Origin of the sequence: Rhodococcus sp. IEGM 1406 (assembly GCF_030056745.1) — a bacterium.
Classification (GTDB): domain Bacteria; phylum Actinomycetota; class Actinomycetes; order Mycobacteriales; family Mycobacteriaceae; genus Rhodococcus_F; species Rhodococcus_F erythropolis.
This window is the reverse complement of sequence record NZ_JASHKO010000005.1, coordinates 644,415-666,336: the sequence shown is the minus strand read 5'-3', so window position 1 is coordinate 666,336 and position 21,922 is coordinate 644,415. Positions and strand designations below refer to the sequence as shown.

Sequence of the window (21,922 nt, the reverse complement as noted above, 5' to 3'; positions counted from 1 at the left end):
TTCAACGATCCGAGGAGTCGACCCATCGGGGTACGAGCTCCCGCAACAATCACAGTGGTCGTGTCGGTCATGCCAGTTCAACTTTCAGTTCGGTGCCGGTCGCGGCGACAACGTCTTCGACGCTGACATCGGGGGCGAGTTCACGCAGGACGAGTGGGCCTTCGTCGCTCACATCGATGACGGCGAGGTTGGTGATGATCCGATTCACCACGCCCTGGCCGGTCAGGGGCAGGGTGCATGCGTCGACGATCTTGGGGTTGCCGTCGCGGTCGTTGTGCTCCATGACGACGATGACACGCCGGGCACCGTGGACGAGGTCCATTGCGCCGCCCATGCCCTTGACCATCTTGCCGGGGACCATCCAGTTTGCGAGGTCACCCGTCTTCGACACCTGCATGCCGCCGAGAACGGCGGTGTCGATGTGGCCGCCGCGGATCATCCCGAACGAGAGGGCCGAATCAAAATATGCCGCACCGGGATTGACGGTCACGGTCTCCTTGCCGGCGTTGATGAGGTCAGGATCGACGTTGTCCTCGGTGGGATACGGTCCGGTACCGAGAATTCCGTTCTCCGAGTGCAGGACCACACGAACGTCCGACCCCAGGTATCCGGGAATCAGTGTGGGAAGACCGATTCCGAGATTGACGTACTCGCCGTCGATCATCTCTGCAGCCGCCCGCGCTGCCATCTGCTGGCGCGTCCAACCCGTCACTGTCACTGGTGCGGTCATCGTGAGGTTCCTTCCGAAGCGCTGACGGTTCGCTTTTCGATTCGCTTGTTCTGAGGGCCGGTGTGCACAATTCTCTGCACGAAGACTCCGGGCAGGTGTACCGATGCCGGGTCGATTTCACCGGGCTCGACCAGACGTTCCACCTGAGCAATGGTGACCCGTCCCGCCATCGCGGCGAGCGGGTTGAAGTTCATCGCGGTCTTGTCGAACACGAGGTTGCCGTCGGTGTCACCGAGAACAGCGTGCACGAGTGCGTAGTCGGCGTTGATCGCCTCTTCCATCACGTAACGCTTGGTTCCGAAGACGCGAGTCTCCTTCGGAGGCGATGCAATAGCGATCGAGCCGTCGGCGTCGTAGCGCCAGGGCATTCCGCCGTCGGAGATGGGGCTACCCACTCCGGCCGGTGTGAAGAATGCGGGGATTCCGGTTCCGCCGGCGCGCAGACGCTCGGCGAGCGTGCCCTGCGGCGTCAGTTCCACTTCGAGTTCGCCGGCCAGGTACTGCCGGGCGAACTCCTTGTTCTCGCCGACGTACGACGCGGTCACCCGTCGGATACGTCCGGCGCTCAGCAAGATTCCGAGACCATGATCGTCGACGCCGCAGTTGTTGGAGAACACCTCGAGGTCGGTTGCACTCGTTGCTGCGATCGCGTCGATCAATACGTCGGGGATGCCGCACAAACCGAATCCGCCGACGGCCAGCGTTGCTCCGTCGACGATGTCGGCGACCGCGTCCGCCGCGGACTCGTACACCTTTGCTGTCATGTTTTCTCCCTGCCAAGCGTTCATTGAGTAGACACTCACTCACTTCGCTATCCAGTGAACTATCTCCAGTTCACAGGTTCAAGGGATCTTGAATATCAAGACAGAACTGATCGACTGCTGACCATCTGAAGAAAATTCGTTCACTGAATGGACGCTAGGATGAACTCATGCCTACTCACGAGCAATCACCGGCCATGGTCGCGCGGGTGGCGGCACTTCTGCGAGCCCTCGGCGCCTCTGAGCCAACGGGCATTTCCACCACGGAATTGGGCAAGGTCACCGGCCTCGCTCGGCCCACCGCGCACCGACTGCTCACGTCTTTGGCTGCCGAAGGACTGGTCGACCGTGACGCACGAACCGGTCGGTGGTCTCTCGGCCCGGAGTTGTACCTCCTGGGCGCCGCGGCCGGAAATCGGTACGACATCACCGACCGCGCTCGCGACATCGTCGACGACCTCGCCCGGGTCACGGGGGAGAGTGCATTCCTCTCGGCACGTCGCGGCGACGAGACCGTCTGCATCTTGAGTCAGGAAGGCAGTTTTCCGCTGCGATCTCACGTGCTGCACGAGGGGAAGCGATTCCCGTTGGGGGTCGCGTCGGCGGGGCTTGCCATCTTGAGTCACCTGCCGACGCGGGACGTCGACGACTATTTCGCCCGAGTGAATCTGGAGTCGGAATGGGGTGAGATCCACAGTGAGGCATCAATCCGCGAGCGAATCGAGTCGACGCGTGTCACCGGCTATGCCGTCAATCCAGCCCTCATCGTCGAGGGAAGCTGGGGGATGGGTGCCGCGGTGTTCGACCGCAACGGGCGCCCGGACTGGGCGCTGAGCCTGACCGGAGTGGAAACCCGCTTTCGGCCCGCGCGTCATGCCGAGTTGGGAACGCTACTTCTCGAATACGCTCATACGCTGTCGAACCGACTGAAAACGCATGCAGTGGTCTAACTTTCGGGAACTGCGTCATGCGCAGCAGCAGTTCTTGCCTTCGTGCGCACGTGGGCCTTCTCGCCTTGCGGGCCGAACAGATGCAAGATCTCCACAACCTGTTCATCGGCGGGCCCGAACCAATGGGGCTCGGCGGTGTCGAACTCCGCGACTTCACCGGGGTGCAGGACAACCTCGTTCGTACCCAGAATGAGACGCAGATCCCCGGCGAGGACGTAGAGCCATTCGTAGCCGGCGTGGGTGACGAGCTTCGGTGGACGTGGACCGATCACCTGTTTGAACACCTGCACCCGGCCCGGATAGCGCGTCAACGGAACGACGGCACTGCCGTTCTTGCGTCGGCTCGGGGTGAGATGGACCCGAGGATCGCCCGTGGCGGGAGCGCCGACGAGTTGGTCCAGCGCGACCCGGTGAGCACGCGCGAGCGGTAACAGCAGATCGAGGGTGGGACGACGCTTACCCGATTCGAGTCGCGACAGTGCGCTGACGGAGATTCCGGTGGCGTCGGACAGGGCCTCGAGGGTCAGATCGCGATCCCGACGAAGCGTTCGCAGTCTCGGTCCGATATCGGTAAGCAACTGCTCGAGTTCGGCGTCCATGCGCTCATCTTTGCAGTTTCTGCAAATTTCTTACCGGCTTCGCGGGCCGGGTTGCGACGATCTTTTCGACTGGCGAGCACGGCAGAACACTTCGAGAGATGGAGTCCGAGATGAAACCTTCGAGCGGGATCGACGAACCGAAAGTGATCGGACTTGACGCACGCCGCCGGTGGGGCATTCTGGCCATCTGCTGCACGAGCTTGTTCGTCGTCGGGTTGGACACGACCATCGTCAACGTCGCTCTCCCCGCGATCGGGGAGGGATTCGGCGTCGGAACCGTTGGTCTCGAATGGATCGTCAACGCGTACACACTCGTCTTGGCAAGCTTGCTGATCTCGTCCGGCGCCCTGGCCGACAGGTTCGGTAGAAGGCGGATCTTCCAGATCGGACTGGTCGTTTTCGGGGTGGCGTCGATCGTCTGCGCGCTGGCCCCGTCGGTGGGAGTTCTGATTGCGGCGAGGATCGCGCAGGGAGTCGGTGGGTCGATGCTCAGTCCGGTGGCCCTGGCGATCGTCGTCAACGTGATGACCGACCCGAAGGAGCGAGCCAAGGCGATCGGCGTGTGGGCTGCGGTCTTCGGTCTGAGCATGGCAGCAGGACCGATAGTCGGCGGAGTCCTCATCGAGAGCTTCGGCTGGAGATCCGTTTTCTGGATCAACGTGCCCGTCATCGCGGTCGTTCTTGTGCTGACCGCGGTGTTCGTGCCGCAGTCCCGGGCTGAACAACCTCGACGTCTCGACTTACCGGGGCAGGTGCTTCTGATGGTCGTCGTGGGCGGATCCGTGGCTCTGCTCATCGAAGGCCCACGAATCGGGTGGCTGGCCTCCGGTGCAATCGCGGGTTACGTCGCCGTCGCTGCCGCGCTGGCAGCGTTCGTCCGGGTCGAATCGAGAAAGAGCGAGCCGCTCATGGACCCCTCGCTGTTTCGGCACCGACCGTTCACCGGGGCAGTCCTCGGCGCGATCGTGGTGTTCGTGGCACTCAACGCGACGCTGCTTCTGGGCACCTTCTACCTTCAACAGGCGCGTGAAATGACTCCCGCCGCCGCGGGCGCGATGACACTACCGATGGCAGTCGCCGCAACCATCTGTGCGCCGTTGTCGGGGATTCTCGTCGGACGCTTCGGTGCACGATTGCCGTTGCTGATCGCCGGAAGCTTCACCGCGCTCGGCGGACTGTGCCTGGTCTCTCTCGACAACAGCACAGGCACTGCGACGTTGCTAATTGCGTACCTGTTCCTCGGTATCGGCTTCGGTTTCTCGAATGCTCCGATCACCAACACCGCCGTCAACGGACTACCGAGAGCGCAGGCAGGCCTTGCCGGCGGGATCACCTCCAGTGCAAGGCAGTTCGGCGCTGCTCTCGGTGTGGCGCTGGCCGGCGGCATGATCGCCGGCAGCGCACAATCAGACATCGCCGAGGCATCGAGAGCGGGTTGGATCCTTGTCGTCGCATGTGGACTCGTGGTTCTTGTCATCGCCCTGATGTCAGGAGGTTCCGAGAAGACGAAGGGGTGAGGAGTGTGAGTTCACCCTGCGCGGGTGATTCCAACGCCGCTGCCGCCGGATAGAGATTATGGGTATCTGATCGTCGTATCCGAGCGGGGAGTGCCATGTGCCAGACACCAAAGGACGCAACACCGGCCACCGTGACGGTGAATCGCGAAGCGGTCACGCGGTACGCCATGGATGACCGGCAAGATTTTGTCGACGCGGATCGTGGCTTGATCGCACCGTTGCCTGGCAATGTTCTCGGCGACGACGGGCATGTGGTCTTCGACCCCGAGGCATTGGCGTACATCGGCGACGACGTTCCGGCGCCGGACACCGTCAATCCCAGTTTGTGGCGCCAGAGTCAGGTAATTCGCCGGGGTGGGCTCTACCAGGTGACGGATCGCCTCTACCAGGTGAGAAACAACGACATCGCAAACCTGACGGTCGTCGAGGGTGATGAAGGCCTGATCATCATCGACTGCATGGCGGGAGTCGAATCAGCGCGCCAGGGCATGAAGATGATTCGCGAGCACGTCAGCGACAAGCCGGTTGCAGCGATCATCTACACGCACACCCATATCGACCACTACGGCGGAGTCAAAGGCATCATCGACGTCGAGGACGTTGCGTCGGGAAAGGTGCCGATCATCGCGCCGGGCACGATCGCATCGTTCGACAAGTTCGCAATCGGCGAGAATGTTGTCGCCGGCAATGCCATGGCGAGGCGGTCGTTCTATGCCTTCGGCGGATTGCTCGACCTCGGTCCGAAAGGGGCGGTCTCGTGCGGGATCGGCGTGCTCAGCACCAAAGGCCCTCAGATCTCGTATATTTCCCCCACCGACGGCATCACCGAAACCGGAACGAAGCGAGAAATTGCGGGTCTGGAGTTCGAATTCCTCTATGCACCCGATACCGAGGCTCCGGAGGAGATGCACATCTGGATCCCCGAACTCGTTGCACTGACGTGTGCGGAGAACGCCAATCATTCACTCCACAACATCCAGACCCTGCGCGGTGCGCGTACCCGCGATGCCCGCAATTTCGCGCGATACCTGGACGAGACTTTGGAACGGTGGGGCGACGACGCGGCCGTTCACTACGGACCGCACACCTGGCCGGTGTGGGGCAACGAGGACCTCGTTGGCTTCATCGAATCACAAAGGGATACCTACAAATACATTCACGACCAGGCGCTCCGGCTGGCGAACAAGGGATACACGCCGCTCGAAGCCGCCGAGGTGATCGAGCTACCCGAGGAGCTCGGCCGCAAGTGGCACAACCGCGGGTACCACGGAACTCTGCATCATGACGTGCGTGCCGTGTACACCAAGGAACTGGGAATGTGGGACGGCGATCCGGTGACGCTTCATCCACATCCACCGGTCGAGTCGGCGAAGAGGTTCGTCGATCTCCTTGGGGCGCAGAAGATCCTGGATGAGGGTAAGCGAGCATTCGACGCCGCAGACTACCGGTGGGCGGCAGAGATCCTGCACAAGTTGGTGTTCGCTCAACCGGAGAACACCGAGGCGAAGAACCTTCAGGCTGACGTCTACGAGCAGATGGGGTATCAAGCCGAGGGACCTCAGTGGCGAGGTATCTACCTTTCGGCAGCGTTGGAATTGCGTGAGGGCTCGCAACCCCCGCCGTACATCACTGCGAGCGAAGACAGCGTCCTCGCGATGCCCATCGATATCTTGTTCGACTTCGTAGCAGTGCATCTCATCGGAGACAAGGCAACTGACGTCGACCTCCACATCGATTTCGTGTTCACCGATCACGACGACGAGACCTGGACGGCCTGGGTCAGGCGCGGCGTCCTCAATGCCCGCCGGGGAGCGGCGTCGAACACACAACTGACGGTGTCCGGGCCGAAAGCTGCACTGATCGGCGCACTTCTGCAACCGGGTGCGGCTGCGGAACTTGCCAAAGCCGGGAAGATTACGCTCACCGGAGACGAAACGGCGCTGGAGACACTGGGAGGGCTGCTGGATACCTTCGATCCCAGTTTCAATATCGTCACGCCGTGAGGAAGGGATAGTTTTCGATGTGTACACGCTTGGTCTACTTGGGGCCCAACGACACTGTGATCACTGCTCGATCGATGGATTGGAAGGTCGATCTCGGAACCAATCTCTGGGCATTTCCGCGGGGCATGACGCGCGAGGGTTGCGCGGGTCCGAACTCGATTCAGTGGACGTCGAAATACGGAAGTGTTGTCGCAACGGCCTACGACATGTGCACAACCGATGGGGTCAACGAGGCAGGACTGTCTGCAAATCTCTTGTGGTTGGTCGAGTCCGAGTACCCGGCATACGACGGCTCGACTCCGGGTCTGTCCATCGCAGCGTGGGCGCAGTATGTTCTGGATTGTTTTGCGACAGTTCAGGAAGCAGTCGAGGTCTTGGCAGCGGAACCGTTCACCGTCGTGACTGCTGCTGTTCCCGGTGAAGACCGTCTCGCTACCCTGCACATGTCACTCTCGGACGCCAGGGGAGACAGTGCGATCATCGAATACGTCGGTGGACGCGCGACTATTCATCACAGCCGTGCGTACCAGGTGATGACAAATTCTCCGATCTTCGATCAGCAACTCGCGGTCAACGAGTACTGGAAGCAGATCAACGGGACTGTGATGCTGCCCGGAACGAACTGTGCCGCTGACAGATTCGCCCGCGCGTCGTTCTACGTGGATGCGATACCGCAGACGGACGATCCGCGGTCCGCGTTGGCGTCGACATTCAGTGTCATTCGCAATGTTTCGGTGCCGCTGGGCATTTCGACTCCAGACGAGCCCAACATCTCGTCGACCCGCTGGCGTACGGTGGTCGATCACAAACGCACGCTCTATTTCTTCGAGTCTGCGATGACCCCGAATACGTTCTGGGTGGATGTGGCGTCGATGGATCTCGGGGAGGGGACGCCCGTCCGCAAGCTCGGGCTGGGCCCGAACGAGAGCACGGTCTACTCCGGAGACTCCACCGACCAGTTCGAACGGGCGGAGGCCTTCACGTTCGCAGGAGCGTAGGGATTCTGGGACCCACGAAAACCCAATTGTGAAACTTCTTGACATTTCTACTCCGTTCAGATGAAACTTTGTTGCATATTCGGGTTTCGTCAACGGAGGACGGCATGGGCATCACAGTGCAGACACGGAACGATGGTGCGCAGCTCAAACGGCGCAGGGCGCTCGTCGCCGGCTCCGTCGGAAATTTCATCGAGTGGTACGAGTTCGGTGTGTACGGGTTCTTCGCGACGATCATCGCGTCGAACTTCTTCAGCGCCGACGGCTCCGGCGACCTCGAAAGCCTGATCAAGACCTACGCGTCGTTTGCGCTCGCCTTCTTCTTCCGCCCAGTGGGGGCCGCACTGTTCGGTCGACTCGGTGACCGCATCGGCCGACGCCCCACCTTGGTGATCGTTCTTCTGCTGATGTCGGGTGCGACGACCCTGATCGGTGTGCTCCCCACCTACGAGAGCGTCGGAATTCTGGCACCGCTGCTCTTGACGGTTCTTCGGATCCTCCAGGGACTGTCGGCCGGAGGCGAGTTCGGCGGCGCGGTGTCGGTGATGACCGAGTTCGCGCCCCCGGGACGACGCGGACTGTACGGGTCGTGGCAGTCGTTCACGGTCGCGCTCGGATTGCTTGCCGGTGCCGGAATCGCGGCGCTCCTCGCGACAGTTCTCGACTCCGGTCAGCTCAACGACTGGGGCTGGCGCATCCCGTTCCTCCTCGCACTTCCGATGGGCCTGGTCGCACTGTGGCTCAGGCTCCGACTCGAAGAAACGCCGTCGTTCGAGCGTGCCCGCGCAGTCCAGTCCGAACCGACAGTTGATGCAGCGACGCCGGTAGTGCAGCCGACTGTCGGCGAGACCGCCAGGGCGATCCTGCTCGGCATCGGTCGGTTGATGGGTTGGTCTGCGGCGGGTTACACGTTCCTCGTCGTGATGCCGACTTATCTTCAGAGTTCACTCAACGCGACATTCCATCAGGCGCTGGTTGCTTCGGTACTTGCCAATGCCGGCTTCGCGGTGACGATTCCGCTTGCGGGCGGGCTCAGTGATCGCATCGGAAGACGCGCGGTCATGCTCACCGGCACCGTTTTGATCTTGGTCCTTGCGTTGCCGCTGCTCAACGTCCTGCAGAATGAGCAGACGTCTCTGACCGCCAAGGGATTTGCAGTGTTTGCCGCCGGCGCCGCAGTGGGACTTGTCGCCGGACCCGGACCCGCCATGCTCTCCGAGATGTTCCCCACCTCGGTCCGGTACACCGGATTGGGACTCGCATACTCCCTGTCCAACGCGGTCTTTTCGGGCTGCGCCGGTCTGATAATCACGTGGCTGATCAAGGAAACTTCCAATCTCGATATTCCGGCCTACTTCGTGATGGCAACGTGCGCCGTCAGCGCGATCGCTTTGAGTACCTTGCGAGGAAATGCCCACAAGCGGGCACTCGTCGACTGACCGCAGCTTGCCCGAATGCCGAAACGATCCGAGTAAGGGAAATTTCATGAGAGTCATCGGCCTGATGTCCGGTACTTCGTACGACGCTATCGATGCTGCCGCAGCAGATATCCGGATCGACGGGGACACTCTTGTGCTGACCCCACTGGGAATGGTCAGCGAACCATATTCCGGTGAGTTGCGGGCAGCGGTGGCCGCTGCGGTACCGCCTGCGTCCACCACTGTCGGTCAGATCTGCCAACTCGACACCGAGATCGGGCAGGCATTCGCGGCCGTGGCTGCGCGGGCGAACGCGGAACTGTGTGGCGGCAGTGCGGAATTGATCTCCTCACATGGGCAGACGATGTTCCACTGGGTCGAAGGAGCGCAAGTAAAGGGCACTCTCCAACTCGGGCAGCCGGCCTGGATAGCCGAGAAGACCGGATGCACCGTCGTGTCGGACCTGCGCTCTCGCGACGTGGCGACGGGTGGACAGGGTGCACCATTGGTCAGCGCGTTCGACGTATTGTGGCTCAACGGAAGAACTTCGGGTTCCGTCGCGCTCAATCTCGGTGGCATCGCGAACGTCACTGCTCCGGGTGGCGGCGGTACGACGGCAGATGGTCCCGCAGTACCGATTGCCTTCGACACCGGCCCGGCAAATGCGCTGATCGATGCGGCGGTAAGCGAATTCACTGCGGGGGAGCAGTGGTTCGACCTCGGTGGCGCTCTGGGTGCAGCCGGCACGCCGAACGTCGATCTGCTTGCACATCTACTGAGCGAACCGTATTACACGCAGCCCGCTCCCAAGAGCACGGGCAAAGAACTGTTTCATCGGGACTATCTGCTCGCCGCTCTGCGGGGCTACGAGTCGTTGTCTCTGGCAGACATCGTCGCGACTCTGACTGCACTGACGGCCCGGACCGTCGCCGATTCCGTCAAAGCACTCGCGGCCACCGAAGTGGTGGTGTCAGGTGGTGGCACCAAGAATCCGACGTTGATGGCGATGCTCCGTGACGAACTGGGCGACATCGCGCTTGTCTCTTCGGACGAACTCGGAGTCACCTCCGACATCAAGGAAGCATTGGCTTTCGCGGTTCTCGGCTTCCTCACCGCACACGGATTGCCCGGCAGTATTGCTTCGTGCACCGGTGCGCGTCACGCCAGTGTGCTCGGATCTTTGACGCCAGGAAGCCGTGGGCTGCCTAGAATCACATCGGTGCCGTCAGCTCCGAAAATGATGCGAATCGAGGCGTTATGACTTTGGACCGGAGTGCTCCGGCGTCCGTCGACCTGCTTGCTCGTATTCGCGCATCGCTGAGCAGCCTCTCACCTGCCGAGCTGCGGATCGCCGAAATCATCGAAGCCGACCCCAGCCTGGCGTCCACACTGACGGTCAACGATCTTGCCGAACGAGCGTCGACAAGCACGGCGACAGTGGTCCGCACAGCCAAAAGGCTCGGCTTCGAGGGGTATCCCCAGCTTCGTCTGGCATTGGCGGCCATCAGCGGTTCCGCGTCAAGTGATTCGATTCCACTCGGTGTGGACATCGTTGCCGCCGACTCTGCCAGTGAAGTCATGGCCAAACTCGCCGAGTTTGAATCCGAACAACTCAAGGGCACAGCACAATTGACTGACCCTGTTGCACTCGAAGCAGTGGTGTCGCGGATTCGATCCGCCCGCCGGGTCGAGGTGTACGGCATCGGCGCGTCAGGCATCGTCGCGCAAGACCTCACGTTGAAGCTCTCGCGGATCGACGTCAACTGCCGGGTTCATCTCGACCGAGACGCGGCCATGGTCAGCGCCAGTTTGCTCGGGCCGGACGACATAGCAGTGGGAATCTCGCATTCCGGCGAGACTTCTGATGTGGTCGAACCGCTTGCCCTTGCCCGTCGTACCGGGGCGTCGACGGCCGCGATCACCGGCGGGGCGCGGTCGACGCTCGCTGTGCAGTCACACCACGTTCTACTCACTGCCGGTAGAGAATTCGGTTTCCGGTCGGCAGCAATGGCAAGCCGCACCGGCCAGTTGTTGGTAGTCGACACAATTTTTGCGATGGTCGCGCACTCGCTGCCGAGCGCCCTGTCTGCGCTGCAACGAAGTCATGATGCCATTGCTTCGAAGCGTCACTGACGAGGAGTCGTCGCTGTGATTACTGACGAGGAGTCGTCGTAGTGAAATTTGATCGAGGAGGACTCGCCACAATGCAATTGGACATGCTGTCTACCGAGAGACCGAACCCTCTCACCCGCGATCTCGACGTCATGTCGGTGTCGGATCTGCTGACGGTGATGAACCAGCAGGACGCAATCGTGGCCGACGCGGTCGCGGCGGTGTTACCGGCCATCGAAGCCGCAGTCGATTCGATCGTCACCGCTCGGGCACAAGGTGGTCGGCTGATCTACCTGGGAGCTGGGACCAGTGGGCGTCTGGGAGTGCTCGACGCGGTGGAATGCCCTCCGACTTTCGGGACCGATCCAGGCGAGGTGATCGGAATCATCGCCGGTGGCCCGGGAGCGTTTCTGAACGCCGTCGAGGGAGCAGAGGACGATCCGCGAGCGGCTGGGGCCGACCTCGACGCAATCTCGTTGAACGCCACGGACGTCGTGGTGGGTCTGGCGGCGAGTGGTCGTACTCCCTATGTCATCGGGGGACTCGACCATGCCCGCGCACTCGGCGCCGCAACAGTGGCAGTCTCGTGCAACCGAAATGCGGCAATGAGTTCGCACGCCGGAGTGGCCATCGAAGTGGAGACCGGCCCCGAGATCCTCACCGGATCGACGAGGCTCAAGGCCGGGACTGCACAGAAGATGGTGTGCAACATGCTTTCGACGGCAAGCATGGTCCGTTCCGGCAAGGCGTTTCACAACCTGATGGTCGACCTTCGGCCTACCAACGCCAAACTGGTCGATCGTGCAAACCGGATCGTCGCGGCAGCCACCGGAGTGGATACCGAGATCGCTTCGGAGACCATCGAGAATGCCGACGGTCATGTGAAGGCAGCGGTCGTCATGTTGTTGGCCGAATGCGACTTCGCCGAAGCAACCGAATTGTTGGATCGCGCTTCGGGTTCCGTACGCGAGGCCATCGTCGGAGCCGGCAAGAGCAGAGAGGAAGCCTGAATGGAAATCGTCATAGTTCCCAGTCCGGAAGACGGCGGGCGAATCGCTGCCGACATCGTTTGCGGCGCAATCGAAAAAGGAGCGCGGACGCTCGGCCTCGCGACGGGATCGTCACCGCTGCACACGTATCGGGAGCTGATCAAGCGGCATCGAGAATCGGGAGTGTCGTTCGCGGCGATGAGCGCGTATCTTCTCGACGAGTACGTAGGTCTCACGCCCGATCAGCCGCAGTCCTACGCGCACACCATCCGCACGGAACTCGTCGATCACCTCGACATCGACAATGCGCGAGTGTTCAGCCCCGATGGGGGAGCCGCGGATCCCAGTGAAGCTGCACGGCGTTACGACGCTGCCATCGTCGACAACGGTCCCATCGACGTGCAGATTCTCGGCATCGGTCTCAACGGGCACATCGGCTTCAACGAGCCGTCCTCCTCACTCACATCGCGTACCCGAGTGAAGACCTTGACCGAGAGGACCCGCGCCGACAACGCACGGTTCTTCGCAGACCCAGCCGATGTGCCGCATCACGTGATCACGCAGGGTCTCGGAACCATCAGTGATGCAAAGCATCTTGTGCTGATTGCGGAGGGGGCGCGCAAAGCCCCCGCGGTCCGGGCTGCGATTGAAGGTCCGGTGTCGGCGTTCTGCCCGGCATCGGTACTTCAGTTGCATCCGCACGTGACAGTCGTCGTAGACGAGGCAGCGGCCGGTGAACTCCAACTAGCGGACTTCTACCGCTACACAACCGAGCACAAGCCGGCCGAGCAGGGTTTTTGAAAAGCGGACTTGATCTCCAGCGCAGTTGAGGTCCTAGCCTCGGGGCATGATCAACGCTAGAGGTTCAGCGGTATCCCCGCCGGCGGCGCCCCGGATTTTCTCACCACCGCTCAGGGTCGCGATCGTCGGAGCGGGGCCGGCGGGAATCCACGCTGCCGGCGCTCTCGCTGAACTGGCTCCTGGCACCAAGATAGACATGTTCGAGCGTCTACCGACGCCGTACGGACTCGTGCGCTACGGTCTCGCCCCAGGGCACGCCGAGTCCGAAAAGTTCGTCGATTCTCTGCACACCGTGCTGGTCGCCAGTGACTTCCGGCTGTTCTGCAACGTAGAGATCGGAAAGGACCTTTCCGTCGAGGACCTACGTTCTTCCTACGACGCGGTGATCATTGCAACCGGTGCGCCGCGGGATGCACTACTCGACATTCCAGGCGTCGAGCTTCCCGGTTCATTCGGGGCCGCCGATTTTGTCGGTTGGTACAACGATCACCCCGACGCCCCCCAACATTGGCCCTTGCACGCCGAGTCGGTGGCAGTGATCGGCGGCGGCAACGTCGCGCTCGATGTCACGCGGATGCTCCTCGCCGAGGCGCAACCGCTGCAGGCCACGGACGTCTCCGACGAAGTTCGGGAAGGGATCGCCGGCAGTCGCGTTCGTGAGGTACACATCTTTGTCCGGCGCGGACCCGCCGACGCTCGATTCTCCCCGAACGAGTTGCGCGCTCTCGGTGAACTACCCGGCGTAGATGTTGTCGTCGATGCTGCCGATGTCGCGCCGGACCGGCATATCGAGCGGATGACAAAACAGTTGGTGCACACCCGACTGGCAGTCGAGACACTCCGTAGTTTCGCGGACACTGCGCCTGCCGACCGAACTGCCCAGCGTCGAGTTCACCTGCACTTCTACCGACAGCCCGTGGAGATTCTCGGCAACGGGAAAGTCGAGGCGCTCCGCGTCGAACGGACTGACCCCGACGGCTACGGTCACGTCACCGCTTCGGGTGTCTGTACCGACTATCCGGTTCAAGCTGTGTACCGGGCAATCGGATTCCTCGGCACGCCACTTGCCGGGGTGCCCTTCGATCACGGGCGCGGCATAGTTTCGCACCGGAACGGCGCGGTGGTCGACGAGAGCGGTCTACCGACCGCGGGCTTGTTCGTGACCGGCTGGATGAAGCGCGGTGCCGCGGGGCTGATCGGTGCGGCGCGGCCAGACGCTCACCAAACAGTCGAAACGATGCTGCACCAACTGGATTCGTTCGGCGGGCGCCGAGCAGATCGCAACCGGATCGAGGAGATCCTCGCGGCCGGCGATCTGTTTCCCGTCGATTGGGAAGGATGGCTTCGTATCGATGCCGCCGAAAAGGACCTCGGTGTCGAGCACGGACGTCCACGCGTCAAGATCGGTGACCGCGAAGAACTCGTTCGTATCGGCACGAAGTCGGCAGTTCACGCCGAATAGATTCGCTGGGGTCAGAGGTACCGCCGGGGTTACGCTGAAATGAGTCGCCTCGATTCATCGTGCTCGAGGTGCGGAGCAGAACTCATGAATGAACGTGGTGCGCAGGCCAGTGACGCGACAGTCGCGAGCGGGCCCCTGACCGAACGGGGCGCCGTCACCGAGTTGCGCCTGTCCGCACTGCCGGTAGTACGCGGCGAATCGAACGATGCCGACGGTCTCGGGCGCCTGGTCGGGGACTGGGAGGCGGGACGAACCCCGTCCGACCTGAGTGAATATCTGCCCGATCCAGCCAAGATTCGTCGGGGCGCGCTGATCGAACTGGTCGGAATCGACATGGGGTACCGCTGGCTGAAGAATGACGGTCCGAAACGACTCACGGAGTATTGCGCCGAGTACCCGGAATTGCTCGAAGAGCCACTACCGGCCGAGCTTCTGTACGAGGAGTTCCGGCTGTGGAAGCAGGGCGGGGAGGACGTCGTAGCGGCCGAGTACCTCAGCGAGTTCCCTTTGCAGGCAGAGGGTTTCGAGCGGTTGTTCGACCGTGATTCGATGGCCGGTCGAGAAGACGTGATGATGTTGGGGCTCTCGGGTTTCGACGAGTTCGAGATCGGACAGCGCCTCGATGATTTCGAACTGGTGTTGGTACTCGGGCACGGTGCATTCGCCCGAGTGTTCCTGGCACGGCAACTGTCGATGCAGCGGTGGGTTGCGTTGAAAATCTCGCGCAACGTCGGGGTCGAGCCGCAGACTCTCGCCCAACTCGACCATCCCAACATCGTTCGCGTCTTCGATCAACGGCTGCTCGAGGAACGCGCACTGCGAGTTCTGTTCATGGAATACGTGCCAGGCGGGACCTTGCTCGACGTGGTCAAACTTGTCCGCGTGACACCGCAGGCTCAGCGGTCCGGACAACTACTTCTCGACGCCATCGATCAGACCCTGGCGAAGAAGGGGGAGATGAAACCGAGCGAGACGAGTTTACGTAACGAGATCGCAGCGATGTCGTGGCCGGAGACCGTGGCCTGGATGGGAATGAGACTGGCCGACGCCCTCGAGTACGCGCGTGAGCACGGCGTACTACATCGGGACATCAAGCCGGCGAACGTACTTCTCAGTGTCGAAGGCATTCCCAAACTCGCCGATTTCAACGTCAGTTCGAGCGAGGAGGTTTCGACCGAGGATGCTGCCTGCTTTGTCGGAGGCTCGCTTGCCTACATGTCTCCAGAGCAGTTGGAGGCCTGTGCCGGGGGGTCTCCCGGCACACTCGACACCCGTAGCGACATCTATGCGCTCGGCGTGATGCTGTGGGAACTCCTCACCGGGAGTAGGCCTTTCACGGACGACGGCACGGGGCAGAACCCACCGTCGCCCAAGAAGGCGCTCGAGGCACGCCGGCGTGGAGTGGATCCCGCGGCCGAGGCCCGGTTACCGGACGACTGCCCGCCGGCGCTGCGCCGAGTACTGGTGAAGTCTCTTTCGCCCGAGAGAGACGGAAGGTGGTCTGGCGGACGAAAGCTTGCCCGTCAGTTCGCACTGTGTCTGGACCGGTCTGCCCGGAACCTGGTGGACCCACCGGAAGGGAGCCCGCGTTCGACGTTGTGGAAGTGGGCACTGCCGATTCTTCTGGCCGCGATCGGAATTCCGAATCTCCTGGCGGCGGGCTACAACTACTACTACAACAAGATGCTGATCATCTCGGGACTCTCGCCGCAGGCTCAGCAGCACCTCGAGCAGGTTCATCTGGTCATCGGGGTGGCCGCGTTCTCGCTCGGTGCCGCGGCGATCCTGTATTGGTGCCGGCTTGCGCTCACTGTGCCTCACGGACTGCGTCACGGTCAGACGTACAACGCGGAGGTCTTGAACAAAGCGCGTACCGCGACGCTGAACGTCGGACACCGCGCGGTGGTGATCGCATTCGGTCTGTGGGTCCTGGCCGGTATCGCATATCCAGTTGCGTTGCAGATTGCCGCCGGAGGTATTCCGCAACGAGCATACGTGCACCTGATGTCGTCGCTGGCAGTGTGCGGCGCCGTCGCAGTCGCGTATCCGTTCTTCATCCTGACGTACTACTCGGTTCGATGTCTGTATCCGATCTTGTTGTCACACGGCGAGTTACGAAGCGACGACGGACGCGATATTCGCTCGTTGGGTCGGAGCAGCACGCGTTACCTCGCAGTCGCGGCGTCGGTTCCACTGGTGGGAATCGCGGGACTCAGTTTTGTCGGTTCCGGGGCAGGGGAGGAACTCAACGCAACCGTCCGTGCGCTGTGTCTGGGCGGGATCGCGGGCTTCATCGTTGTGTATCAACTGTTTCGACGGATCGAAAGTGATCTCCGAGCACTGCTGCGCGTTGTGTCTCTCGAGGTGTCGGCGTCTCCGTAATTGCCTGACAACCGCACCCGGGTTGGCCTATTTGGCAGTGCTCTTGCGCGGTCGGCTGCGACGAACTGCTTTGGTGGGCGGCGGAGACTTCTCTTCTGATTCTTCCTGAGGGTCGTCGCGCCAGTGAATCTCGATTTCTATCTCGACCTCGTTGCCGTCGACTTCGATCTCGAGTTCCCACCGAACCTGTTCCGGAACACTGATTTCGATCGAGTCCCCACCCGACCCCAGTTCCACTTCCGATCCACTGGCGAGGGCCTGGCCGAGGGCGATGAGTCGGTCGGCGACTTCCTGCCGTGAGAGTTGTGACTTCCTCTTGATCTCCAATTTGGGCACGATCACTCCTGACCTCGGCGGATTCTCCCCTTCACCGTAGTTGGAACAAACGGAAGATTGTTACCTTTGGACGATGTCGACCCGCTACCACGTCACCTCCGCCTTGAACCGTGCGTCGATTCAGCGGTATGGATTGGACTGGCGCCGAATGGGCTCAGCTCGCGGAATCGCAGGAAGTCTACGAGCAGAGCAGGAGGGATGCTTCCTCGCCAGCGACGAGGGCGAACGGGACTGGTTTGTCAGAATGAACAACACCGGCGGCGCGGTTGACGTATGGGAAGTCGACGGTATCGACGCTGCATCTCTTGTTCAGTCGCCGGAGGGGCACTACTACTTCCCCGGCGTCATCGCCGCCGCTGAACTGCGACTGGCGCAACAAGACCTACCCCCAGTTCATCTCCCATGATTCCCGGGCCCGTTCGTCCTGTTCGGAGCGCTGACGAATCGGTCGGCAAATCCGCGTAGGCGAGGATTTTCGCGAAAGTCTGGGTTCAGTCCAGAAGATTGCGCAATAGTGGAAAGGTGCCTTCGACGCCGGATTATGCAGCCCAACTGCGTAACGCTGAGCTTCGCGTGACTCGTCCCAGAGTCACGGTGCTCGAGGTTGTGCATGCACGCCCACACGCAGCCACCGAGACTGTCTTCGATGCTGTGCGGGCTGTTCTGCCAGGGGTGTCGCGGCAGGCGGTCTACGACGTGTTGCACGCTCTCACCGACGCCGGGCTGATCAGGCGGATCCAACCGTCCGGATCGGTGGCGCTGTACGAGTCTCGCGTCGGTGACAACCACCATCACGTCGTCTGCCGGTCCTGCGGGGTCGTTGCAGATGTCGACTGTGCAGTCGGAGAGGCACCGTGCTTGACGCCGTCGGCGCACAACGGCTTCGTCCTCGATGAAGCCGAGGTCATCTACTGGGGCCTGTGTGCCGACTGTTCGACAACTCAGAGTTTGCGATCACACCCGTGATCGAAGTCCGTTCTACTCGCTCATGGAGGGATTACCGTGTCCGATAGTTGCCCGGTTGCTCACGATGGAAACACCGCGAGCACCAGCGAAAGTGAAAACCCCGCGATCCCGTCTCCGACACCGACCGGGAATCGTCCGAGAACCAACCGGGACTGGTGGCCGAATCAGCCGGATCTCTCTGTCTTGCATGCGCATTCGTCCAAGTCGAATCCGATGGGAGCCGACTTCGATTATGCGCAGGAATTTGCCAAGCTCGACGTCGAGGCGCTCAAGCGCGACGTCATTGCCTTGATGACGGCGTCGCAGGATTGGTGGCCGGCCGACTACGGACACTACGGCGGACTCTTCGTGCGTATGAGCTGGCATGCTGCCGGCACCTATCGCATCGCAGACGGCCGCGGCGGTGGCGGTCAAGGCGCTCAGCGTTTCGCCCCGCTCAACAGTTGGCCGGACAACGCCAGCCTCGACAAGGCACGTCGCCTGCTCTGGCCGGTCAAGCAGAAGTATGGAAAGCAGGTTTCCTGGGCCGACCTGCTGGTGTTCGCAGGCAACTGCGCTCTGGAGTCGATGGGGTTCAAGACCTTCGGCTTCGGCTTCGGCCGAGAAGACATCTGGGAGCCCGAGGAGATCTACTGGGGTCCTGAGGACACCTGGCTCGGCGACGAGCGCTACAGCGGAGACCGTGAGCTGTCCGGACCGCTCGGCGCAGTTCAGATGGGCCTGATCTACGTCAATCCCGAAGGACCCAACGGACAACCGGACCCGGTAGCGGCCGCCCGCGACATCCGAGAAACCTTCGCTCGCATGGCGATGAACGACGTGGAAACGGCCGCGCTGATCGCCGGCGGCCACACCTTCGGCAAGACACACGGTGCCGGTCCGGCCGACCTCGTCGGACCCGAACCGGAAGGCGCACCCGTCGAGCAACAGGGACTGGGCTGGAAGAGCGCCTTCGGTACGGGCGTGGGTAAGGACGCGATCACCAGTGGTCTCGAGGTCGTGTGGACTCCCACTCCGACGAAGTGGGACAACACTTTCCTGGAGATTCTGTACGGATACGACTGGGAGCTGACCAAGAGCCCGGCGGGTGCGTGGCAGTGGATCCCGAAGGATGGCGCGGGGGCCGGCACGATCCCGGATCCGTTCGATTCGACGGCCGGACGTACTCCGACGATGCTGACCACCGACCTCTCCCTACGCCTGGATCCGACGTACGAGAAAATCACACGGCGTTGGCTCGATCATCCCGAAGAATTCGCTGAAGAGTTCGCCAAGGCTTGGTACAAGCTCCTGCATCGCGACATGGGACCGGTCACGCGCTACCTTGGACCGTGGGTTCCCGAACCGCAGTTGTGGCAGGACCCGGTTCCCTCGGCCGATGATCAACTGATCGGGGACGCGGACATCGCGATCCTCAAGAGTCGACTTCTCGATTCCGGGCTGTCCGTCTCACAGTTGGTATCGACCGCGTGGGCGTCGGCTGCGAGCTTCCGCAGCACTGACATGCGCGGCGGCGCCAACGGTGCTCGAATTCGCCTGGAGCCGCAGAAGAACTGGGAAGTCAACGAGCCCGCAGCCCTCTCCGCGGTGCTTCAGACCATCGAGCGAGTTCAGCAGGAATTCAACCAGGCTGGTGGAGCCAAGGTTTCACTTGCCGACCTGATCGTTCTGGGTGGTACAGCGGCAGTCGAGCAGGCCGCGAAGAACGCCGGACAAGACATCACGGTCTCGTTCACGCCGGGACGTACGGATGCGACTCAGGAGCAGACAGACGTCGACTCGTTCGAGGTACTCGAACCCCGGGCCGACGGATTCCGGAACTACCTCAAGGGAGGGGAGAAGATTCCGGCAGAGATTCTGTTGGTCGACCGCGCGTACATGCTGTCGCTGACCCCGCCCGAGGTGACAGTTCTGGTCGGCGGACTTCGCGCGCTGAACGCGAACTTCGGCAAGACCGGCCACGGGGTGTTCACCGACCGTCCCGAGACGTTGACCAACGATTTCTTCGTCAACCTTCTCGACATGGGTACCGAGTGGAAGCCGTCGAAGACGGATGAGAACGTCTACGACGGGGTTGATCGGGCGACTGGAGATCCGAAGTACACGGCAACTGCGGTCGACCTCGTTTTCGGATCGAATTCGCAACTGCGCGCACTCTCCGAGGTGTACGCCAGCGAAGACGCGAAGCAGAAGTTCGCCGAGGACTTCGCTGCCGCCTGGACCAAGGTGATGGACCTCGACAGGTTCGACGTCAACTGATTCAGCAGATTAGCCGACGGCGCCCCGCGAGCTTTGTTCTCGCGGGGCGCCGCCGTTTCCCGCACGATAGCGTGGTCATGTGGCCGATCAATTTGCGCTGGTACCAGCGGTGTACGTGATGTTTCGTCGAAGCAACCCGGCGCAACGGCCGGAGGTGCTGTTGCAGTTGCGTGAGGGCACCGGTTTCATGGACGGATACTGGGCTCACGCTGCTGCGGGACACGTCGAACTGGGGGAGTCGGCACTCGATGCGGCTGTCAGGGAGGCCGCGGAAGAACTTGGCGTGGAGCTGCTTTCCTCGGAACTGAAGCCACTCACCGTATTGCATCGCCGACATGCGGAAGGGTTCGACCCGGTGGATCATCGAGTGGACTTCTTCTACGAATGCCGCACGTGGTCGGGTGAACCACGCCGGATGGAGCCGTTGAAATCTGCAGATCTGCGGTGGTGGCCGGTTGACGAACTCCCGGAGAAGTTGGTCGACCACGAGCGTTTCGTGATCGAAGCCCACCACGCCGGTCAGCTCGCACCCATCCACAGTTACGGCTTCTGACCGAGCGAGGATCCAATTCAGGCTTCGCTCGCAACGATGACCGGGCAGTGAGCTTTTCGAATCATTGCACTGCTCGTTGTGCCGAGAGCGGTGTCGTCGAACGAACCTCGGCCGCGCCGGCCCACGACGAGAAGCCTTGCTTCGGTGGAGAGTTGTTCCAGAATGGCAACCGAGGGGCCGTCGAACTCGATCTGTCGGATGGTGACGCCGGGGTAGAGCGTGGCCCAACCTGACAGTTGCCACGTCAGCGGCGTCGAATGCTGGGGCGCGTGCCCGGCTTCGAAGTTTCGACTCAGCTCGGCCTCCGGCGGGGCAGCGTGCACGACGACCAGTTCGGTGTTCGCCGCCTCGGCTTCCTTGAATGCAATGGCCAGAGCACTTTCGCTGTAGGCGCTTCCGTCCAAACCGACGACAACGGGAAGATCAGCCGTAGCCTGGCTTTGACACGAAGTTCCGACTGTTGCGAATGAACATGCCGGGGCGGGTGCAGTGAGATCGTCCTGTTGAGTGACGATCAAGGGGTTGACGATCAAGGCGGCCTCGGACGTCAACGCGGTGAGGATTGCGGTGTTCTCCCCGGAGATCAGATCGGTCCGGATCCGAAGATCTGGCGACACCGACTCTGCGATCTGAATGGCTTCCATGAACAGGCCGGTCGGTGATGCCGAGGTATTTGGATCGCCGGTGTTCGGATCTGCGGAGTTCGGAGCTACGAAAACTATTCGCATCCAGAGACTGTGGCGATGCGCGAACTCGGCCGCCCACGTGATCACGTCGGTGCGCAGCGGGGATCCATCGATGCACACGACGACCGCTCCGTCTGCGGACCACTCCGAGGTGAAGACGTCAGTCGAAAGTTGGGAGGTCATTCCGAGCTCCTCGCGTTATGTCTGTCGAAGGTTCTGCTGAATGCGAACTGGCTTGCAGGACAATGCCGAACAGCAATCCTGCAACTACTATCGAGCAAGCGGCAGTTGTCAGAGGCAACCACACGAGCGTCGTGACTGCGAACATGAGGACGAGCAACGGCATCAGGAGATGGCCGGGTTTCGCTCGGCGTTCAACCTGCTGACTTTCTGCCCAAGCTCG

Annotated in this window: 20 protein-coding genes; 15 read left to right on the top strand and 5 right to left on the bottom strand. The window is 61.8% G+C overall.

Annotation, left to right across the window (positions count from 1 at the left end; translation table 11 throughout):
* Positions 1-67: 67 nt before the first annotated feature.
* A complete protein-coding gene (locus QM596_RS25190) occupies positions 68-730 on the bottom strand; it encodes a 3-oxoacid CoA-transferase subunit B (protein WP_020906493.1) in 663 nt (220 codons plus the stop codon).
* Positions 727-1,494 carry a CoA transferase subunit A gene (locus tag QM596_RS25185; protein ID WP_153211317.1) on the bottom strand — a complete coding sequence of 256 codons (768 nt, stop codon included), beginning with the start codon at positions 1,492-1,494 and terminating at the stop codon, positions 727-729. The genes QM596_RS25190 and QM596_RS25185 overlap by 4 nt, the downstream gene beginning before the upstream one ends.
* 167 nt (positions 1,495-1,661) lie before the next feature.
* On the opposite strand from QM596_RS25185, the gene QM596_RS25180 reads away from it, so the two are divergent.
* Positions 1,662-2,441 (top strand): IclR family transcriptional regulator, encoded by a 780-nt coding sequence (locus QM596_RS25180; RefSeq protein WP_069146093.1) that lies wholly within the window; start codon positions 1,662-1,664, stop codon positions 2,439-2,441.
* Here QM596_RS25180 and QM596_RS25175 read toward each other — a convergent pair.
* Complete coding sequence (locus QM596_RS25175; RefSeq protein WP_030535889.1) at positions 2,438-3,040, bottom strand: helix-turn-helix domain-containing protein; 603 nt, start codon at positions 3,038-3,040, stop codon at positions 2,438-2,440. The genes QM596_RS25180 and QM596_RS25175 overlap by 4 nt on opposite strands.
* A gap of 110 nt (positions 3,041-3,150) precedes the next feature.
* Between QM596_RS25175 and QM596_RS25170 the strand changes: the two genes are divergently transcribed.
* The 10 genes from QM596_RS25170 to QM596_RS25125 all read left to right on the top strand — a co-directional run bounded on the left by QM596_RS25170 (position 3,151) and on the right by QM596_RS25125 (position 16,719).
* Positions 3,151-4,557, top strand: a complete 1,407-nt coding sequence (locus tag QM596_RS25170) for an MFS transporter (protein WP_283310201.1) — start codon at positions 3,151-3,153, stop codon at positions 4,555-4,557.
* A 95-nt stretch (positions 4,558-4,652) separates the two neighbouring features.
* The gene (locus tag QM596_RS25165; RefSeq protein ID WP_283310200.1) at positions 4,653-6,560 is read left to right on the top strand and encodes an alkyl/aryl-sulfatase; all 1,908 of its coding nucleotides are present in this window, start codon (positions 4,653-4,655) and stop codon (positions 6,558-6,560) included.
* Between the two features lie 17 nt (positions 6,561-6,577).
* Positions 6,578-7,558, top strand: a complete 981-nt coding sequence (locus tag QM596_RS25160; protein ID WP_283310199.1) for a linear amide C-N hydrolase — start codon at positions 6,578-6,580, stop codon at positions 7,556-7,558.
* A gap of 104 nt (positions 7,559-7,662) precedes the next feature.
* Positions 7,663-8,994 (top strand): MFS transporter, encoded by a 1,332-nt coding sequence (locus QM596_RS25155; RefSeq protein WP_019747533.1) that lies wholly within the window; start codon positions 7,663-7,665, stop codon positions 8,992-8,994.
* A 46-nt stretch (positions 8,995-9,040) separates the two neighbouring features.
* Positions 9,041-10,234 (top strand): anhydro-N-acetylmuramic acid kinase, encoded by a 1,194-nt coding sequence (locus tag QM596_RS25150; RefSeq protein WP_019747532.1) that lies wholly within the window; start codon positions 9,041-9,043, stop codon positions 10,232-10,234.
* Entirely contained in the window at positions 10,231-11,106 is an 876-nt protein-coding gene (locus QM596_RS25145; protein ID WP_019747531.1) for a MurR/RpiR family transcriptional regulator, read from the top strand. The genes QM596_RS25150 and QM596_RS25145 overlap by 4 nt, the downstream gene beginning before the upstream one ends.
* A gap of 71 nt (positions 11,107-11,177) precedes the next feature.
* Positions 11,178-12,095, top strand: coding sequence for an N-acetylmuramic acid 6-phosphate etherase (gene murQ, locus QM596_RS25140; RefSeq protein WP_020968668.1), 918 nt, complete (start codon positions 11,178-11,180; stop codon positions 12,093-12,095).
* Positions 12,096-12,875: a glucosamine-6-phosphate deaminase gene (nagB, locus tag QM596_RS25135; RefSeq protein ID WP_047890141.1), complete on the top strand. Its 780-nt coding sequence runs from the start codon at positions 12,096-12,098 to the stop codon at positions 12,873-12,875.
* 46 nt (positions 12,876-12,921) lie between these two features.
* A complete protein-coding gene (locus QM596_RS25130; protein ID WP_283310198.1) occupies positions 12,922-14,337 on the top strand; it encodes an FAD-dependent oxidoreductase in 1,416 nt (471 codons plus the stop codon).
* Between the two features lie 84 nt (positions 14,338-14,421).
* On the top strand, positions 14,422-16,719 hold the full coding sequence (locus tag QM596_RS25125; RefSeq protein ID WP_283310197.1) for a serine/threonine-protein kinase: 2,298 nt from the start codon (positions 14,422-14,424) through the stop codon (positions 16,717-16,719).
* A gap of 27 nt (positions 16,720-16,746) precedes the next feature.
* On the opposite strand, the gene QM596_RS25120 is transcribed toward QM596_RS25125, so the two are convergent.
* Positions 16,747-17,055 carry an amphi-Trp domain-containing protein gene (locus QM596_RS25120; RefSeq protein WP_024487387.1) on the bottom strand — a complete coding sequence of 103 codons (309 nt, stop codon included), beginning with the start codon at positions 17,053-17,055 and terminating at the stop codon, positions 16,747-16,749.
* Positions 17,056-17,128: 73 nt separating this feature from the next.
* On the opposite strand from QM596_RS25120, the gene QM596_RS25115 reads away from it, so the two are divergent.
* The 4 genes from QM596_RS25115 (at position 17,129) to QM596_RS25100 (ending at position 20,833) form a co-directional block, all read left to right on the top strand.
* Positions 17,129-17,461 (top strand): hypothetical protein, encoded by a 333-nt coding sequence (locus tag QM596_RS25115; protein WP_037119238.1) that lies wholly within the window; start codon positions 17,129-17,131, stop codon positions 17,459-17,461.
* 116 nt (positions 17,462-17,577) lie between these two features.
* Complete coding sequence (locus tag QM596_RS25110) at positions 17,578-18,021, top strand: Fur family transcriptional regulator (RefSeq protein WP_020906505.1); 444 nt, start codon at positions 17,578-17,580, stop codon at positions 18,019-18,021.
* A 36-nt stretch (positions 18,022-18,057) separates the two neighbouring features.
* On the top strand, positions 18,058-20,280 hold the full coding sequence (gene katG, locus QM596_RS25105; RefSeq protein ID WP_283310195.1) for a catalase/peroxidase HPI: 2,223 nt from the start codon (positions 18,058-18,060) through the stop codon (positions 20,278-20,280).
* Positions 20,281-20,359: 79 nt separating this feature from the next.
* Positions 20,360-20,833 carry an NUDIX domain-containing protein gene (locus QM596_RS25100; RefSeq protein WP_084325510.1) on the top strand — a complete coding sequence of 158 codons (474 nt, stop codon included), beginning with the start codon at positions 20,360-20,362 and terminating at the stop codon, positions 20,831-20,833.
* A gap of 17 nt (positions 20,834-20,850) precedes the next feature.
* Here QM596_RS25100 and QM596_RS25095 read toward each other — a convergent pair whose 3' ends face one another.
* Positions 20,851-21,702, bottom strand: coding sequence for a universal stress protein (locus QM596_RS25095; protein ID WP_283310194.1), 852 nt, complete (start codon positions 21,700-21,702; stop codon positions 20,851-20,853).
* Between the last annotated feature and the right edge of the window lie 220 nt (positions 21,703-21,922).